The following is a 16,761-nucleotide window of genomic DNA, read 5'->3' on the forward strand; positions in this document are numbered from 1 at the left end:
GGTGATTATGAATATTTGGACCAAATTAGCAATGTTTTCTTTTTTTGAAACGGAGCGCTTGTATTTGCGTCCTTTCTTTTTTAGTGACAGTCAAGCGTTTTTCGAGATTGCTTCAAACCCTGAGAATTTGCAGTTTATTTTTCCCAGTCAAGCAAGTTTGGAAGAAAGTCAGTACGCACTTGCTAACTATTTTATGAAGGCTCCTCTAGGTGTTTGGGCAATTTGTCTCCAAGGAAATCAGGAAATGATTGGCTCCATTAAATTTGAAAAAATCGATGAAATCAAAAAAGAAGCAGAAATTGGTTATTTCTTAAAAAAAGATGCTTGGTCGCAAGGTTTTATGACAGAGGCTGTTAGCAAACTCTGTCACCTTTCTTTTGAAGAATTTGGTTTAAAACAATTATCCATCATCACTCATCTGGAGAATCAAGCTAGCCAAAAAGTAGCCTTAAAATCGGGCTTTAGCCTCGTACGACAGTTTAAGGGGAGCGATCGCTATACACGAAAAATGAGGGACTATCTTGAATTTCGTTACGTAAAAGGAGAGTTCAATGAGTAAACACCAGGAAATTTTGTCTTATCTGGAAGAGTTACCAATTGGGAAGAGAGTTAGTGTTCGTAGTATTTCAAATCACCTAGGTGTTAGTGACGGAACAGCCTACCGAGCTATCAAAGAAGCTGAAAATCGTGGAATTGTTGAAACTCGGCCACGTAGTGGAACCATACGAGTCAAGTCCCAAAAAGTGGCTATTGAGCGGCTTACCTATGCTGAAATCGCTGAGGTCACCTCATCTGAAGTTCTAGCTGGTCAGGAAGGGTTGGAGAGAGAGTTTAGCAAATTCTCCATTGGAGCTATGACAGAGCAAAATATCCTGTCCTATCTCCATGATGGTGGTCTTTTGATCGTAGGAGACCGCACTCGCATTCAACTTTTAGCCTTGGAAAATGAAAATGCAGTCCTTGTAACAGGTGGTTTTCATGTGCAGGACGATGTTCTTGAGTTGGCTAATAAAAAAGGGATTCCAGTTCTAAGAAGTAAACATGACACTTTTACAGTAGCGACCATGATTAACAAAGCCCTCTCAAATGTTCAAATCAAAACCGATATTCTGACAGTCGAAAAGCTCTATCGTCCCAGTCATGAGTATGGTTTTTTGAGAGAAACGGATACGGTCAAAGATTATCTAGACTTGGTCCGTAAGAACAGAAGTAGTCGTTTCCCAGTCATTAACCAACACCAAGTGGTTGTTGGAGTTGTTACCATGCGTGACGCAGGAGACAAGTCTCCCAGTACAACGATTGACAAGGTGATGACACGAAGTATCTTCGTAACAGGTTTAGCGACCAATATTGCCAATGTCAGTCAACGGATGATTGCAGAAGACTTTGAGATGGTTCCCGTTGTCAGAAGTAACCAAACCTTACTCGGTGTCGTAACACGACGAGATGTCATGGAAAAGATGAGTCGTTCCCAAGTTTCAGCTTTGCCGACTTTCTCCGAGCAAATCGGGCAAAAACTCTCTTATCATCATGATGAGGTCGTCATTACTGTTGAGCCTTTCATGTTGGAGAAAAATGGGGTCCTTGCTAATGGAGTCTTGGCTGAAATCCTCAACCATATGACCCAAGACCTCGTTGTCAATAGCGGACGTAATCTCATCATTGAACAGATGTTGATTTATTTCTTGCAGGCTGTACAGATAGATGATACTCTGCGGATTCAGGCTCGGATTATTCACCACACGAGACGCTCAGCTATTATTGATTATGATATTTATCATGGTCATCAGATTGTTTCAAAAGCAAATGTTACGGTTAAAATTAATTAGAATCTAGGAGAAAAAATGATAACTTTAAAATCAGCACGTGAAATCGAAGCCATGGACAAGGCTGGTGATTTCCTAGCAAGTATCCATATCGGCTTACGTGATTTGATTAAGCCAGGCGTGGATATGTGGGAAGTTGAAGAGTACGTTCGTCGTCGTTGTAAAGAGGAAAATTTCCTTCCTCTACAGATTGGAGTAGATGGTGCAGTCATGGATTACCCCTATGCCACTTGTTGCTCTCTCAACGACGAAGTAGCTCACGCTTTTCCACGTCATTACATCTTGAAAGATGGCGATTTGCTCAAGGTTGATATGGTACTGGGAGGTCCGATTGCCAAATCCGACCTTAATGTATCTAAACTCAACTTCAACAATGTTGAGCAAATGAAAAAATACACCCAAAGTTATACTGGTGGTTTAGCAGACTCATGTTGGGCTTATGCGGTTGGTACACCGTCTGAAGAAGTGAAAAACCTGATGGACGTGACCAAGGAAGCTATGTATAAAGGAATTGAGCAAGCAGTTGTTGGCAATCGTATCGGTGATATCGGTGCAGCCATTCAAGAATACGCTGAAAGTCGCGGTTATGGTGTCGTTCGTGATTTGGTTGGTCATGGTGTTGGTCCAACAATGCATGAAGAGCCAATGGTTCCTAACTACGGTATTGCAGGCCGTGGACTCCGTCTCCGTGAAGGAATGGTACTAACCATTGAACCCATGATTAATACTGGTGACTGGGAAATTGATACAGATATGAAGACTGGCTGGGCTCATAAGACTATAGATGGCGGCCTGTCTTGCCAATATGAACACCAGTTCGTGATTACCAAAGACGGTCCAGTTATCTTGACTAGCCAAGGCGAAGAAGGAACGTATTAAAATAAAGGAGCTTAGCTCCTTTTTTGTGTCAAATTTAGTCAAAATAAATAAGCGTAGCAGACTTCTTACAAATTTATTCTTTTGTAGTAAAATAGGATTAGAATTTTGAGAAAGTAGGTAATTCGTTGGAGTCGATTATATTTCTAGTATCCGTTTTTTTAGCTGGTATCCTGTCCTTCTTTTCACCCTGCATCTTTCCTTTGCTACCTGTCTATGCTGGTATTTTACTGGATGATCAGGGAAATTCGAAAAGCTTTCGCTTTTTTGGAAGAGACGTTGCATGGTCTGGTTTAATTCGAACCTTGTGCTTTATTGCAGGAATCTCCCTCATTTTCTTTATTTTAGGATTTGGAGCTGGATTCCTAGGGCACATGCTCTATGCAGACTGGTTTCGTTATGCTATGGGAATAGTCATTATTCTTTTAGGGCTTCACCAGATGGAAATCTTACATTTCAATAAACTGGAGGTTCAAAAGACAGTCACCTTCAAACAATCCAAGTCTAATCACTATCTGTCAGCCTTTTTACTTGGGATAACCTTTAGTTTTGGTTGGACCCCTTGTATCGGACCAGTCTTAAGTTCAGTCTTGGCCCTAGCAGCTTCAGGTGGCAATGGTGCTTGGCAAGGTGCCGTGTTAACATTAGTATACACATTGGGAATGGCCCTTCCTTTCATTGTTTTGGCCTTGGCTTCGGGCTGGATTATGCCCTATTTTAGTAAATTAAAACCCCATATGATCCTACTAAAGAAAATCGGGGGAGCTTTGATTATTTTGATGGGATTATTATTAATGCTAGGGCAGTTAAATGCCTTGTCAGGAATTCTTGGATAAAAGGAGAAAAAATGAAAAAAGTTATTTTTGCTGGATTGAGCCTCATGTCTCTATTCTTATTGATTGCCTGTGGTGAAAAAGAGACCAAACAGACAAGCAGTCCCAAACAGCCTGCTGTACAACAAATCGCAGTCGGTAAGGATGCTCCAGACTTCACCTTGCAGTCTATGGATGGCAAAGAAGTGAAGTTATCAGACTATAAAGGGAAAAAGGTTTATTTGAAATTCTGGGCTTCTTGGTGTGGACCATGTAAAAAAAGCATGCCTGAGTTGATGGAACTAGCTGTCAAACAAGATCGAGACTTTGAAATCTTGAGTGTCATTGCACCTGGTCTACAAGGTGAAAAAACAGTTCAAGACTTTCCAAAATGGTATCAAGAACAAGGATACAAGGATATTCCAGTTCTATATGATACGCAAGCAACTACCTTCCAAGCCTACCAAATTCGTAGTATTCCAACGGAATACTTGATTGACAGTCAGGGTAAAATCGGAAAAATCCAATTTGGTGCTATTAGCAATGCTGATGCAGAAGCGGCTTTTAAAGAGATGAAATAAAGAAAAAATCGCGATTGTTCGCGATTTTTTTTATAGTTTTTCATTGATAAAGCGGATAAATTGATTCCACCAAACCTTCAAAAAGAAGGCTTTTTCTACTTTCTTTTCAGAAACCATTTCAAAAGATGGTTTGTCGGAAGTAAGATAGCCCTGTCCAACCAAATCCTGGTCATCATAGGTCAGAGTACCGACAACCTTGCCTTCTTCCAGTGGAGCCATTTCTGATGTTGATTTCGGTGTGAATTGGAGAGTAGGTGTAGTACCGCTTCCGATGCGTTGGACGATGGAAATGTCTGACTTAGCGACAGCTGTCACATTATCTTCCTTACCATCAAGAACTGTTACTTTACTATCGTTGTATGCTTCACCTTTCTGAACAACAGTTTTTAAGGCAAAGTTTGCAGAAATATAATCTAAAAGTGCAGAAGTAGCAGTAAAACGTGCATAAGGGTTGGTATCTTGTTGATCTGCATTCAAAACAACCGTAATAATACGCATCCCTTTCTCAACAGTTGTTCCAACGAATGAAGCACCAGCTTTATCAGTAGTACCTGTCTTTAGTCCATCAATACCACCACGATAGGCAGGCATTCCCTCCAACATATAGTTGGTTGAGTGGATTTCAAGTCCTGCAAATGTAGAAGTTGGTTTTTTGGTGATTTCCAAAACTTGAGGATAATCTCGGATGAGGTTACGAGCGACGATTGCAACGTCGTAGGCACTCAACTTGTTTTCATCGTCTTTTTTAGAACCAGGATAGATATTATCGCCAAGTGTCTCATTATTTAAACCAGTTGTGTTTACAATAGTTGCATCTTGAATTCCCCATTCAAGAAGTTTAGCCCTCATTTTGTCTACAAAGTCTTTCTCAGAACCAGCAATCTTTTCTGCTAGTGCAATCGCAGCGCTGTTCGCGCTGGATACCATTGTAGCCTCTAATAGCTGTTCAACAGTATAATTTCGGGCTTCCATAGGGACGTTACTCGCCTCAGAATTAGTTGTAAGTTTGTAAGGATAGTCCGAAATATCAACAGGTGTAGATAGGCTGATAGTTCCTTGTTCCAGAGCTTCATAGACCAGATAAACTGTAACCAGTTTGGTAATAGAAGCAATTTCTACAGGCTGATTTGCATCTTTTTCATAGAGGATTTTTCCAGTTGTAGCTTCGACGGCAATGGCATGTTTAGCAGCAACATCAAACTCCTGAGCAGAAACAGTAGAAGCTGTTCCAAAAACTAAAAGTGTCATAAAAGATAAAATTATTTTTTTCATATTAGCTTTATTTTATCATAAAGAAAAAAAATATTCTCGCTTTTTTACTAAAGCCAACTTATCTTTTTCAGAAATATGGTAAAATAGAGAGAAGGAGGATACCTATGTTCCGTAGAAACAAATTATTTTTTTGGACAGCTGAAATTTTATTATTAACACTGATTTTCTATCTTTGGCGAGAAATGGGAGCCATCATTACTCCCTTCGTAACGGTTGTGAATACCATCATGATTCCATTTTTGCTTGGTGGATTTTTTTACTACATTACAAATCCAGTCGTTACTTTCTTAGAAAAGAGATGTAAAATCAATCGTCTAATTGGTGTCTTGGTCACTCTTTGTGCCTTAATTGGTGCTATCGTTGTAGGGGTCGTTTATCTCTTGCCGATTTTGATTAATCAGTTGACCAGCTTGATTATTTCTAGTCAAAACATCTATAGTAGACTACAAGATTTGATCATTGATTTGTCCATGAATCCAGTCTTCCAAAATATTGATATTCAACAAACAATTCAACAACTGAATCTCTCCTATGTGGATATCCTCCAGAATATCCTGAATAGCGTCAGCAATAGTTTAGGAAGCGTTCTTTCAGCCTTGTTTAGTACAGTTCTGATTCTCATTATGACCCCTGTATTCTTGATTTATTTCTTGTTGGATGGTCATAAGTTGCTACCAATGTTGGAACGTACCGTCTTAAAACATGACAAATTGAATCTTTCTAGCCTTTTAACCAATCTCAATACAACCATAGCGCGCTATATCAGTGGAATTGCGATTGATGCGGTTATTATTGGATGTTTAGCCTATATTGGCTATAGCGTTATCGGATTAAAGTACGCCCTAGTTTTTGCTATTTTTTCTGGAATCGCAAATTTAATTCCTTATGTTGGTCCAAGTATTGGTTTAATTCCAATGGTGATTGCCAATGTGTTCACGGATCCTCATCGTATGTTGATTGCGGTTGCTTATATGCTTATTATTCAGCAGATTGACGGAAATGTTCTCTATCCACGTATTGTTGGAGGGGTTATGAAAGTGCATCCGATTACGATTTTAGTGCTCCTTTTACTGTCAAGTAATATCTACGGTGTCATAGGGATGGTCGTAGCAGTACCTACTTACTCCATTTTTAAAGAAATTACTAAGTTCCTAGCGAAATTATATGAAAACCATAAAGAAGCTAAGGAACTGGAAAAAACAGAATCAAATTAAAATCAGGGAAACCTGATTTTTTTGTTGAAAATACTATCTTCCAAACAAAATAAGTTTGAATTCATATTGCCATAAAGAAGCAGAAGAACAGGATTTGATAAGATTTAGATTAATTCACAAAATATGTGTAAAACACTTGCAATTTAGCAGAAATTTGATAAAATAGTAAGGAAAGTTAGACTGTATTGCCTACTGTCTATCTATAAAATATATTTTATTGGAGGCTTTTACTCAAATGGCAAAAGAAAAATACGATCGTAGTAAACCACACGTTAACATTGGTACTATCGGACACGTTGACCACGGTAAAACTACTTTGACTGCAGCTATCACAACTGTATTGGCACGTCGCTTGCCTTCAGCAGTTAACCAACCTAAAGACTATGCGTCTATCGATGCTGCTCCAGAAGAACGCGAACGCGGTATCACTATCAACACTGCGCACGTTGAGTACGAAACTGAAAAACGTCACTACGCTCACATCGACGCTCCAGGACACGCGGACTACGTTAAAAACATGATCACTGGTGCCGCTCAAATGGACGGAGCTATCCTTGTAGTAGCTTCAACTGACGGACCAATGCCACAAACTCGTGAGCACATCCTTCTTTCACGTCAGGTTGGTGTTAAACACCTTATCGTCTTCATGAACAAAATTGACTTGGTAGACGACGAAGAATTGCTTGAATTGGTTGAAATGGAAATCCGTGACCTCTTGTCAGAATACGACTTCCCAGGTGACGATCTTCCAGTTATCCAAGGTTCAGCTCTTAAAGCGCTTGAAGGTGACTCTAAATACGAAGACATCATCATGGAATTGATGAACACTGTTGATGAGTACATCCCAGAACCAGAACGTGACACTGAAAAACCATTGCTTCTTCCAGTCGAAGACGTATTCTCAATCACTGGACGTGGTACAGTTGCTTCAGGACGTATCGACCGTGGTACTGTTCGTGTCAACGACGAAATCGAAATCGTTGGTATCAAAGAAGAAACTCAAAAAGCAGTTGTTACTGGTGTTGAAATGTTCCGTAAACAACTTGACGAAGGTCTTGCCGGAGATAACGTAGGTGTCCTTCTTCGTGGTGTTCAACGTGACGAAATCGAACGTGGACAAGTTATCGCTAAACCAGGTTCAATCAACCCACACACTAAATTTAAAGGTGAAGTCTACATCCTTACTAAAGAAGAAGGTGGACGTCACACTCCATTCTTCAACAACTACCGTCCACAATTCTACTTCCGTACTACTGACGTTACAGGTTCAATCGAACTTCCAGCAGGTACTGAAATGGTAATGCCTGGTGATAACGTGACTATCGACGTTGAGTTGATCCACCCAATCGCCGTAGAACAAGGTACTACATTCTCTATCCGTGAGGGTGGACGTACTGTTGGTTCAGGTATGGTTACAGAAATCGAAGCTTAATTCGATTAAGTTCCCAGAAGAACAATTATTTAAGTCAGACACTAAAAGAATCTTGCCTTGCAAGGTTCTTTTTTTTCTTATTCTATTTGAAGTGCTTCTACTCTAGCAGTATAATCGTTTTTTTGGTATAATAAAAGTTATGGAAATCGAAAAAACCAATCGTATGAACGCCCTTTTTGAATTTTATGCGGCGCTTTTGACAGACAAGCAGATGAACTATATTGAACTCTATTATGCTGATGATTATAGTCTTGCTGAGATTGCTGAAGAGTTCGGTGTCAGTCGTCAGGCTGTCTATGATAATATCAAGCGGACGGAAAAGATTCTAGAAGATTATGAGATGAAACTGCACATGTATTCGGACTACATTGTCCGCAGTCAGATTTTTGACCAGATCTTGGAGCGTTATCCCAAGGATGACTTTCTGCTGGAGCAGATAGAAATTTTAACAAGTATTGATAATAGAGAATAAGTATGGGGAGTATAGTCATCTACAAAGGTATACCCTGTAAACTATTAGCGGCTGAGACTCCTTTTCCAACAAGGCTACAAATCCTCTCGTCTGATTCTATCTCTCGAGCTCTTCAAGAGGGATTTAGCTGTTGGGGATATCCAAATGAGATAATGAAAGAAGTCACTCCAGAAGAACTTGTTTGTTTACAAGATTTTGGACGTTTTCCACCGAATTAATGAAACATAGGAGAAAAAAATGGCATTTGAAAGTTTAACAGAACGTTTACAGAACGTCTTTAAAAATCTACGTAAAAAAGGAAAAATATCTGAGGCTGATGTCCAGGAAGCAACCAAAGAGATTCGTTTGGCCTTGCTTGAAGCCGACGTTGCTTTGCCTGTTGTAAAGGACTTTATCAAGAAGGTTCGTGAACGTGCAGTCGGACACGAGGTCATTGATACCCTCAATCCTGCCCAACAGATTATCAAAATCGTGGATGAGGAACTGACAGCTGTTTTAGGTTCTGATACGGCAGAGATTATCAAGTCACCTAAAATTCCTACGATTATCATGATGGTCGGTTTGCAAGGGGCTGGTAAAACAACATTTGCTGGTAAATTGGCTAATAAACTCAAGAAGGAAGAAAATGCTCGTCCTTTGATGATTGCGGCAGATATTTATCGTCCAGCAGCTATTGATCAGTTGAAAACACTTGGACAACAAATTGATGTTCCTGTCTTTGCACTTGGAACAGAAGTACCAGCTGTTGAGATTGTTCGCCAAGGTTTGGAACAAGCACAGGCCAATCACAATGACTATGTCTTGATTGATACGGCAGGGCGTTTGCAGATTGATGAGCTTTTGATGAATGAGCTTCGAGATGTTAAAGCACTGGCTCAGCCAAATGAAATCTTACTCGTCATTGATGCCATGATCGGTCAGGAAGCAGCTAATGTTGCCCGTGAATTCAATGCTCAGTTGGAAGTGACTGGGGTTATCCTTACCAAGATTGATGGGGATACTCGTGGTGGTGCGGCCTTGTCTGTTCGCCACATCACTGGAAAACCTATCAAGTTCACTGGTACGGGTGAAAAGATAACAGATATCGAAACCTTCCACCCAGATCGTATGTCAAGCCGTATCCTTGGTATGGGGGATATGCTGACCTTGATCGAGAAAGCCTCTCAAGAATACGATGAGCAAAAAGCTCTTGAAATGGCTGAGAAGATGCGCGAAAACACCTTTGATTTCAATGATTTCATTGATCAATTGGATCAGGTGCAAAATATGGGACCAATGGAAGACTTGCTCAAGATGATTCCAGGTATGGCCAACAATCCAGCACTTCAAAACATGAAGGTGGACGAGCGTCAAATTGCGCGAAAACGCGCCATTGTATCTTCCATGACACCTGAGGAGCGTGAAAATCCCGATTTGTTAAATCCAAGTCGTCGCCGTCGTATAGCTGCTGGTTCTGGAAATACCTTTGTCGAAGTCAATAAATTTATCAAGGACTTTAATCAAGCCAAACAGCTCATGCAAGGTGTCATGTCTGGGGATATGAACAAAATGATGAAGCAAATGGGAATCAATCCAAATAACCTTCCAAAAAATATGCCAAATATGGGAGGGATGGATATGTCTGCCCTTGAAGGCATGATGGGACAAGGTGGAATGCCGGATATGTCAGGTCTCGGAGGAGCAGGAATGCCAGATATGAGCCAGATGTTTGGTGGCGGACTCAAAGGTAAAATCGGTGAATTTGCTATGAAACAGTCTATGAAACGCATGGCCAACAAAATGAAAAAAGCGAAGAAAAAACGCAAATAAAAAAAGGAAAGCAGAAGTGCTTACCTAAAAAAGAACTCTGAATCCAATTCAGAGTTCTTTTGTGTTTGATTGGTTTATTCCCACTCAACGGTTGCTGGTGGTTTACTTGTAATATCGTAGACGATACGGTTAACGTGGTCTACTTCGTTAACGATACGTACAGAAATTTTTTGAAGGACTTCCCAAGGAATCTTGGCAAAGTCAGCTGTCATACCATCGATAGAAGTAATGGCGCGAATGGCAATGGTATAGTCATATGTACGACCGTCACCCATAACACCTACTGAACGAACGCCTGTATTGACAGTGAAGTATTGCCAGATATCGCGGTCAAGACCAGCTTTAGCGATTTCTTCACGAAGGATAGCATCAGACTCACGAACAGTTTCTAGTTTTTCTTCAGTGATTTCACCCATGACACGGATAGCAAGTCCTGGTCCTGGAAATGGTTGGCGCCATACAATGTGGGCTGGCATGCCAAGTTCAGTACCGAGGGCACGGACTTCGTCTTTATAAAGAGTGTTCAATGGTTCAATCAATTCAAACTGCATGTCTTCTGGAAGACCACCAACATTGTGGTGTGATTTGATGGTTTGGGCTGTGTCTGTACCAGACTCAATTACGTCAGTGTATAGTGTTCCTTGAGCAAGGAATTTTACATCTTTTAGCTTGCTAGCTTCGTCATCAAAGACATAAACAAATTCATTACCGATAATCTTCCGTTTTTGTTCAGGGTCAGAAACGCCAGCAAGTTTGTCAAGGAAGCGTTTTGCAGCGTCTGCTTTGACGATATTCAAACCGAACTTACCACCAAGCATGTCCATAACTTGGTCAGCTTCTCCCTTACGGAGAAGACCGTGGTCTACAAAGATACAGATCAATTGATCACCGATCGCTTTTTGAAGAAGAACTCCAACAACAGAAGAGTCAACACCACCTGATAGACCGAGAAGAACACGTTTGTCACCTACAGTTTCACGGATTTTCTTGATCTGCATATCGATAAAGTTGTCCATTGACCAATCACCCTTAGCCTGACAGATGTTAAGGGCAAAGTTACGAAGGATATCATTTCCGTATACAGAATGGCGAACTTCTGGGTGGAATTGGATACCATAGATGTGCTTGTCAGGGTTTTCAATAGCTGCATAAGGACAGTCAGCAGAAGTTCCAGTACGAACAAAATCAGCTGGAATCTCTGTAACAGCATCGCCATGGCTCATCAAAACAATCTGTTCTTCAGGAGTTCCTTCAAAGAGGGCAGAAGTGGTATGGGTAAGTGGTGATTGTCCATACTCACGGTTACCAGCATCACCTGCAGGGACAACTTTTCCTCCAAGTTTATGAGTTAAAAGTTGCATACCATAGCAGATTCCCAAAATTGGAATGCCAAGTTCAAAAATTTCTGGGTCAATATCAAATGAACCATCTTCGTATACAGAGTTTGGTCCACCAGAGAGGATGATCCCTACAGGGTTAATCGCACGAACCTCTGCGGCTGAGATTTTGTGACTTTTTAGCTCTGAAAAAACACCAATTTCACGAATACGACGTGAAATCAGCTGGTTGTATTGGCTACCATAGTCCAGCACGATGATTTTTTCGACATCTTGCAAGTCAGTTGAAATGTTGCTCATCTTTTTCCTTTCTCAAAAGAAATATCTTTTTCAATATTCTATCACAAATAGGGGCGAATTACCAACTAAACAAGGCAAAGTTTGACTTTTTATTAGCAAATACGGTACAATGGAGAAAATAAAGAAAAGAAGTGAGAATCATGTTACCAGCTTATATGAAAATCCACGATCAGATCAAGAAGGATATAGATGAGCATCATTGGAAAATCGGAGAGAGACTTCCAAGTGAGCGAGATTTAGCTGAACAGTTTCAAGTTAGCCGGATGACATTACGCCAGGCTATCTCTCTCTTGGTTGAGGAAGGAGTTTTGGAGCGTCGAGTAGGAAGTGGGACTTTTGTCTCTAGCACTCGTGTCCAAGAAAAAATGCGTGGGACAACCAGTTTTACGGAGATTGTCAAATCTCAGGGGAAAGTTCCTTCTAGTCAACTCATTTCTTACAGAAGAACCATTCCAAATGAGCAGGAGGTCGCAAAGCTAGGGATTACTCCGACAGAGAATATTATCCGTATGGAACGGGTGCGTTACGCTGACCAAGTTCCGCTAGTCTATGAAGTCGCATCCATTCCTGAGAAATTTATTAAGGATTTCAAAAAAGAAGAAATCACCAGTCATTTCTTCCAAACCTTGCAGCAACATGGCTATCGGATTGGCAAATCCCAACAGACCATTTATGCAAGATTGGCTAAGGAAAAAATTGCTCACTATCTAGAAGTTGAAAAGGGGCATGCCATTTTAGCCTTGACTCAGGTCTCTTATCTTGAAGATGGGACGGCTTTCGAGTATGTAAAGAGTCAATACGTGGGCGAACGCTTTGAATTTTATCTTGAAAATAACTAGTCTAGAAAGGCTAGTTTTTTGTTTTAGAAAAGATTAGAATTGTCAAAACAATCTGCCTAGGCTTGATTTTATCGCTTATTTACTATAAAATGAGAAGGAAAAACGTCAAACTTTTATATTGCAAATAGGAGAAAAAATGACAAAAACATTAAAACGTCCTGAGGTTTTATCACCTGCAGGAACTTTAGAGAAGCTGAAAGTAGCTGTTCAATATGGTGCGGACGCAGTCTTCATCGGTGGACAGGCCTATGGTCTTCGTAGCCGTGCTGGAAACTTTACCTTTGAGCAGATGGAAGAAGGTGTTCAGTTCGCTGCTAAGTACGGTGCCAAGGTCTATGTGGCTGCTAACATGGTTATGCACGAAGGAAATGAAGCTGGTGCAGGCGAATGGTTCCGTAAGTTGCGTGATATCGGGATTGCGGCAGTTATCGTGTCAGATCCGGCCTTGATCATGATTGCAGCAACCGAATCACCAGGTCTTGAAATCCACCTTTCAACCCAAGCCAGTGCGACCAATTATGAAACTCTAGAGTTCTGGAAAGAACTTGGTCTAACTCGTGTGGTTTTGGCTCGTGAAGTTTCAATGGAAGAATTGGCAGAGATTCGCAAACGTACAGATGTTGAGATTGAGGCTTTTGTCCATGGAGCCATGTGTATTTCTTACTCAGGTCGCTGTACGCTTTCAAACCACATGAGTATGCGTGATGCTAACCGCGGGGGCTGTTCTCAGTCTTGTCGTTGGAAATACGACCTCTACGATATGCCTTTTGGTCAAGAACGTAAGAGTCTTAAAGGTGAAATCCCAGAAGAATTTTCGATGTCTGCCGTTGACATGTCCATGATTGACCATATCCCAGATATGATTGAAAATGGTGTAGATAGTCTCAAGATTGAAGGTCGAATGAAGTCTATTCACTATGTTTCAACAGTAACCAACTGCTACAAGGCAGCTGTGGATGCTTATCTTGAAAGTCCTGAGAAGTTTGAAGCTATCAAACAGGACTTGGTGGATGAGATGTGGAAGGTTGCCCAGCGTGAATTGGCAACAGGATTCTACTATGGTACACCTACAGAAAATGAACAGTTGTTTGGTGCTCGCCGTAAGATTCCTGAGTATAAGTTTGTTGCGGAAGTTGTTTCTTATGATGATGCTACCCAGACAGCAACCATTCGTCAACGGAACGTCATCAACGAAGGCGACCAAGTTGAGTTTTACGGACCAGGTTTCCGACATTTTGAAACCTATATTGAGAATCTTCACGATGCAAAGGGAAATAAAATCGATCGTGCTCCAAATCCAATGGAACTCTTGACAATCAAGGTTCCACAACCTGTACAAGCAGGTGACATGGTTCGTGCTCTGAAAGAAGGGCTCATCAACCTCTATAAGGAAGACGGGACAAGTGTTACAGTTCGTGCCTAGATAAGGAAAAGGGAATGATTCAAGCTCAAGGTATATTGGCAGATGATGAAAGCAGATGTGTTCATTATCATAGTGAAAAGGATATTGTTTCACTCCAGTGTTATGAATGCAAGAAATATTACGCATGCTATCAATGTCACAATGCTCTGGAAACACATGTATTTTCTCCCTACCCCTTGGCGCTTTCTGAGGATCAACCGATTTTATGTGGGGTTTGTAAGAGGACAATGACTTTTCAAGAGTATCAAGAACAGATAGCTTGTCCTTATTGTAGCGCTCCATTTAATCCAGGTTGTAAACAACACTATTCCTACTATTTTAAATAAAATGAATCTATCCAAGTTCTTAACTTGGATTTTTCAGTTTGTTTCAGAAAATATAGTAAAAACAAGAAAAACTCGCAATCTAAAATGGGAAAACTTTCTATAGAATAAGGTAAAAATAGCAAAAATAGAAATAAATTACCTGAAACGCTTTCAACGTAAGTAAAAAGTTGACAAATCCAATTTTTAGGACTAAACTAAGTAAGTAAATTTAAATAAAAAAGGAGAATTTATCATGAATTTAACATTTTTCGGTCTTTGTCTTGCCTGTATGGGTGTATCCCTTGCAGAAGGATTTTTGATGAACGGTTTGTTCAAGTCTGCAGCACGCCAACCAGATATCATCCCACAATTGCGTAGTTTGATGATCATGGGGATTGCCTTTATCGAAGGAACATTCTTTGTAACCTTGGCGATGTCATTTGTCATTAAATAGACAACTCTATTTAGAAATGGAGGTGTCAAACCATGGAAGAAAGTTTGAATCCAACCGTTAATATTGGACCAATATCCTTTGATTTGACCCTGCTTGCCATGTCTCTTGTAACTGTTTTGATGGTTTTTGCCTTTGTCTACTGGGCAAGTCGTAAAATGACCATCCGTCCAAAGGGCAAACAAAATGCTCTTGAGATGATTTACGACTTTGTGATTGGTTTTACCAAACCAAACATTGGAGAATCATACATCAAGGATTATTCCTTATTTCTGTTTTCTCTATTTCTGTTTATCTTGGTTGCCAATAATATCGGCTTAATGGCAAAAGTACAAACAACAAACGGTTATAACTTGTGGACTTCTCCAACAGCCAACCTTGGATACGATTTATCCCTATCATTCTTGATCACTTTGATCGCCCATGTAGAAGGAGTTCGTCGTAGAGGCGTTAAAGAATATTTGAGAGCATTTGTTACACCTGGCTTTATGACTCCGATGAACATTTTAGAAGAGTTCACCAATTTTGCTTCCTTGGCGATTCGGATCTACGGAAATATTTTTGCCGGTGAGGTCTTAGCTGGATTGCTATTAGCCTTGTCACAAAATGCTTTGTATTGGTATCCTTTTGCCTTTATCGCAAACATGTTATGGACAGCCTTTTCAATTTTCATTTCATGTATTCAGGCTTATGTATTTACCATGTTGTCATCTATGTACATTGGTAAAAAAATAAATGAAGGGGAAGAGTAAGTAGAGGAGGATTAGAAGATGGATTTAACTATTAGTACCATTATCGGTGACTTTATTCTTATCGCTGGTTCCTTCCTTTTATTGATCTTTTTAGTGAAAAAATATGCTTGGGGAAATATTTCCAGCATCTTGGATGAACGTGCTGAAAAGATTTCTTCAGATATTGATGGTGCCGAGGAAGCCCGTAAAAAGGCTGAGGAACTAGCTAACAAACGTGAAGCTGAGTTAGCAGGTAGCCGTACCGAAGCTAAAACGATTATCGAGAATGCAAAGGGAACTGCTGAGAAAAGTAAAGCCGATATTTTAGCCGAAGCTAAACTTGAAGCAGGGCGCTTAAAAGAAAAAGCCAACCAAGAAATTGCGCAAAATAAAGCTGAAGCTTTACAAAGTGTTAAGGGCGAGGTGGCAGATTTGACAGTTAGTCTAGCTGGGAAAATCATCTCACAAAACCTTGACAGTCATGCCCATAAGGAACTCATTGATCAGTATATCGATCAGCTAGGAGAAGCCTAATGGACAAGAAAACAGCAAAGGTAATTGAAAAATACAGCATGCCTTTTGTCCAATTAGTGATTGAAAAAGGAGAAGAGGACCGGATTTTTTCAGACTTGGATCAAATCAAGCAAGTCGCAGAAGAAACGGGTTTACCTTCTTTTTTAGCTCAGGTGGCAGTCGATGAGTCAGATAAGGAAAAAACAGTTCGTTTCTTTCAAGACTCTGTGTCACCTTTAATGCAAAACTTTATTCAAGTTCTGGTTTACAATCACAGAGCAAATCTTTTTTATGAAGTAATTGCAGATTGTTTGAATCGCCTTGAAAAAGAGACCAATCGTTTTGTAGTCACGATTTCTTCAGCTCATCCTTTAACAGATGAACAGAAGGAACGTCTGCTCCCATTGATAGAGAAAAAAATGTCTCTGAAAGTGCGGAGCGTCAAAGAACAAATTGATGAAGGACTCATTGGTGGTTTTGTCATTTTTGCTAATCACAAGACAATTGATGTGAGTATTAAACAACAACTTCGAGTTGTTAAAGAAAATTTGAAATAGAAAGTGGTGTT

19 protein-coding genes are annotated in these 16,761 nt (G+C 40.2%); 17 read left to right on the forward strand and 2 right to left on the reverse strand.

Annotated features, from left to right (window positions below; genetic code table 11):
- Window positions 1–7 precede the first annotated feature (7 nt).
- The 5 genes from B7720_RS07440 to sdbB all read left to right on the forward strand — a co-directional run bounded on the left by B7720_RS07440 (window position 8) and on the right by sdbB (window position 4,095).
- Window positions 8–559: a GNAT family N-acetyltransferase gene (locus B7720_RS07440; protein ID WP_070568740.1), complete on the forward strand. Its 552-nt coding sequence runs from the start codon at window positions 8–10 to the stop codon at window positions 557–559.
- Window positions 552–1,829, forward strand: a complete 1,278-nt coding sequence (gene spxR / locus B7720_RS07445; protein ID WP_000033809.1) for a CBS-HotDog domain-containing transcription factor SpxR — start codon at window positions 552–554, stop codon at window positions 1,827–1,829. The genes B7720_RS07440 and spxR overlap by 8 nt, the downstream gene beginning before the upstream one ends.
- Window positions 1,830–1,844: 15 nt before the next feature.
- Window positions 1,845–2,705 (forward strand): methionyl aminopeptidase, encoded by an 861-nt coding sequence (locus B7720_RS07450; RefSeq protein ID WP_000631558.1) that lies wholly within the window; start codon window positions 1,845–1,847, stop codon window positions 2,703–2,705.
- A 125-nt stretch (window positions 2,706–2,830) separates the two neighbouring features.
- A complete protein-coding gene (gene ccdA2 / locus B7720_RS07455) occupies window positions 2,831–3,538 on the forward strand; it encodes a thiol-disulfide oxidoreductase-associated membrane protein CcdA2 (protein ID WP_002875594.1) in 708 nt (235 codons plus the stop codon).
- Window positions 3,539–3,549: 11 nt separating this feature from the next.
- The gene (gene sdbB, locus B7720_RS07460) at window positions 3,550–4,095 is read left to right on the forward strand and encodes a thiol-disulfide oxidoreductase-associated lipoprotein SdbB (RefSeq protein WP_084857339.1); all 546 of its coding nucleotides are present in this window, start codon (window positions 3,550–3,552) and stop codon (window positions 4,093–4,095) included.
- A gap of 30 nt (window positions 4,096–4,125) precedes the next feature.
- Here the strand turns inward: sdbB and pbp3 are convergent, their stop codons facing one another.
- Window positions 4,126–5,367 (reverse strand): D-alanyl-D-alanine carboxypeptidase PBP3, encoded by a 1,242-nt coding sequence (gene pbp3, locus B7720_RS07465; RefSeq protein WP_084857341.1) that lies wholly within the window; start codon window positions 5,365–5,367, stop codon window positions 4,126–4,128.
- 104 nt (window positions 5,368–5,471) lie between these two features.
- Here pbp3 and B7720_RS07470 point away from each other — a divergent pair, with 104 nt between their 5' ends.
- The 5 genes from B7720_RS07470 (at window position 5,472) to ffh (ending at window position 10,294) form a co-directional block, all read left to right on the forward strand.
- Entirely contained in the window at window positions 5,472–6,581 is a 1,110-nt protein-coding gene (locus B7720_RS07470; protein WP_000489830.1) for an AI-2E family transporter, read from the forward strand.
- Window positions 6,582–6,816: 235 nt separating this feature from the next.
- The gene (gene tuf / locus B7720_RS07475) at window positions 6,817–8,013 is read left to right on the forward strand and encodes an elongation factor Tu (protein ID WP_001040720.1); all 1,197 of its coding nucleotides are present in this window, start codon (window positions 6,817–6,819) and stop codon (window positions 8,011–8,013) included.
- Window positions 8,014–8,152: 139 nt separating this feature from the next.
- Window positions 8,153–8,485 carry a putative DNA-binding protein gene (locus B7720_RS07480; RefSeq protein WP_061427218.1) on the forward strand — a complete coding sequence of 111 codons (333 nt, stop codon included), beginning with the start codon at window positions 8,153–8,155 and terminating at the stop codon, window positions 8,483–8,485.
- 2 nt (window positions 8,486–8,487) lie between these two features.
- The gene (locus tag B7720_RS09890; RefSeq protein WP_042902340.1) at window positions 8,488–8,703 is read left to right on the forward strand and encodes a hypothetical protein; all 216 of its coding nucleotides are present in this window, start codon (window positions 8,488–8,490) and stop codon (window positions 8,701–8,703) included.
- 19 nt (window positions 8,704–8,722) lie between these two features.
- Entirely contained in the window at window positions 8,723–10,294 is a 1,572-nt protein-coding gene (gene ffh, locus B7720_RS07490; RefSeq protein WP_000863609.1) for a signal recognition particle protein, read from the forward strand.
- Between the two features lie 74 nt (window positions 10,295–10,368).
- On the opposite strand, the gene guaA is transcribed toward ffh, so the two are convergent.
- Complete coding sequence (gene guaA / locus B7720_RS07495) at window positions 10,369–11,931, reverse strand: glutamine-hydrolyzing GMP synthase (protein ID WP_084857343.1); 1,563 nt, start codon at window positions 11,929–11,931, stop codon at window positions 10,369–10,371.
- A gap of 140 nt (window positions 11,932–12,071) precedes the next feature.
- Between guaA and B7720_RS07500 the strand changes: the two genes are divergently transcribed.
- The 7 genes from B7720_RS07500 to B7720_RS07530 all read left to right on the forward strand — a co-directional run bounded on the left by B7720_RS07500 (window position 12,072) and on the right by B7720_RS07530 (window position 16,750).
- Window positions 12,072–12,770, forward strand: coding sequence for a GntR family transcriptional regulator (locus B7720_RS07500; protein ID WP_000936178.1), 699 nt, complete (start codon window positions 12,072–12,074; stop codon window positions 12,768–12,770).
- Window positions 12,771–12,906: 136 nt separating this feature from the next.
- Window positions 12,907–14,193: a peptidase U32 family protein gene (locus tag B7720_RS07505; RefSeq protein WP_084857345.1), complete on the forward strand. Its 1,287-nt coding sequence runs from the start codon at window positions 12,907–12,909 to the stop codon at window positions 14,191–14,193.
- Between the two features lie 14 nt (window positions 14,194–14,207).
- A complete protein-coding gene (locus tag B7720_RS07510; RefSeq protein WP_084857347.1) occupies window positions 14,208–14,519 on the forward strand; it encodes a CHY zinc finger protein in 312 nt (103 codons plus the stop codon).
- Between the two features lie 232 nt (window positions 14,520–14,751).
- Window positions 14,752–14,952, forward strand: a complete 201-nt coding sequence (locus B7720_RS07515; RefSeq protein WP_001054551.1) for a F0F1 ATP synthase subunit C — start codon at window positions 14,752–14,754, stop codon at window positions 14,950–14,952.
- A 32-nt stretch (window positions 14,953–14,984) separates the two neighbouring features.
- A complete protein-coding gene (gene atpB / locus B7720_RS07520; RefSeq protein WP_000392938.1) occupies window positions 14,985–15,701 on the forward strand; it encodes a F0F1 ATP synthase subunit A in 717 nt (238 codons plus the stop codon).
- A gap of 18 nt (window positions 15,702–15,719) precedes the next feature.
- A complete protein-coding gene (atpF, locus tag B7720_RS07525; protein WP_000366309.1) occupies window positions 15,720–16,214 on the forward strand; it encodes a F0F1 ATP synthase subunit B in 495 nt (164 codons plus the stop codon).
- Entirely contained in the window at window positions 16,214–16,750 is a 537-nt protein-coding gene (locus B7720_RS07530) for a F0F1 ATP synthase subunit delta (protein ID WP_000358986.1), read from the forward strand. Before atpF ends, B7720_RS07530 begins: the two co-directional genes overlap by 1 nt.
- Window positions 16,751–16,761: the final 11 nt, after the last annotated feature.

Source organism: Streptococcus oralis subsp. oralis (genome assembly GCF_002096455.1).
GTDB classification, from domain to species: domain Bacteria; phylum Bacillota; class Bacilli; order Lactobacillales; family Streptococcaceae; genus Streptococcus; species Streptococcus oralis_CY.

Coding starts and splice junctions, on each gene's coding strand:
- B7720_RS07510 (WP_084857347.1), top strand. CDS start 14,208: ATGATTCAAGCTCAAGGTATATTGGCAGATGATGAAAGCAGATGTGTT.
- B7720_RS07440 (WP_070568740.1), top strand. CDS start 8: ATGAATATTTGGACCAAATTAGCAATGTTTTCTTTTTTTGAAACGGAG.
- atpF (WP_000366309.1), top strand. CDS start 15,720: ATGGATTTAACTATTAGTACCATTATCGGTGACTTTATTCTTATCGCT.
- guaA (WP_084857343.1), bottom strand. CDS start 11,931: ATGAGCAACATTTCAACTGACTTGCAAGATGTCGAAAAAATCATCGTG.
- tuf (WP_001040720.1), top strand. CDS start 6,817: ATGGCAAAAGAAAAATACGATCGTAGTAAACCACACGTTAACATTGGT.
- atpB (WP_000392938.1), top strand. CDS start 14,985: ATGGAAGAAAGTTTGAATCCAACCGTTAATATTGGACCAATATCCTTT.
- B7720_RS07500 (WP_000936178.1), top strand. CDS start 12,072: ATGTTACCAGCTTATATGAAAATCCACGATCAGATCAAGAAGGATATA.
- spxR (WP_000033809.1), top strand. CDS start 552: ATGAGTAAACACCAGGAAATTTTGTCTTATCTGGAAGAGTTACCAATT.
- B7720_RS07470 (WP_000489830.1), top strand. CDS start 5,472: ATGTTCCGTAGAAACAAATTATTTTTTTGGACAGCTGAAATTTTATTA.
- ffh (WP_000863609.1), top strand. CDS start 8,723: ATGGCATTTGAAAGTTTAACAGAACGTTTACAGAACGTCTTTAAAAAT.
- B7720_RS07480 (WP_061427218.1), top strand. CDS start 8,153: ATGGAAATCGAAAAAACCAATCGTATGAACGCCCTTTTTGAATTTTAT.
- pbp3 (WP_084857341.1), bottom strand. CDS start 5,367: ATGAAAAAAATAATTTTATCTTTTATGACACTTTTAGTTTTTGGAACA.
- B7720_RS09890 (WP_042902340.1), top strand. CDS start 8,488: ATGGGGAGTATAGTCATCTACAAAGGTATACCCTGTAAACTATTAGCG.
- B7720_RS07530 (WP_000358986.1), top strand. CDS start 16,214: ATGGACAAGAAAACAGCAAAGGTAATTGAAAAATACAGCATGCCTTTT.
- B7720_RS07515 (WP_001054551.1), top strand. CDS start 14,752: ATGAATTTAACATTTTTCGGTCTTTGTCTTGCCTGTATGGGTGTATCC.
- B7720_RS07505 (WP_084857345.1), top strand. CDS start 12,907: ATGACAAAAACATTAAAACGTCCTGAGGTTTTATCACCTGCAGGAACT.
- sdbB (WP_084857339.1), top strand. CDS start 3,550: ATGAAAAAAGTTATTTTTGCTGGATTGAGCCTCATGTCTCTATTCTTA.
- B7720_RS07450 (WP_000631558.1), top strand. CDS start 1,845: ATGATAACTTTAAAATCAGCACGTGAAATCGAAGCCATGGACAAGGCT.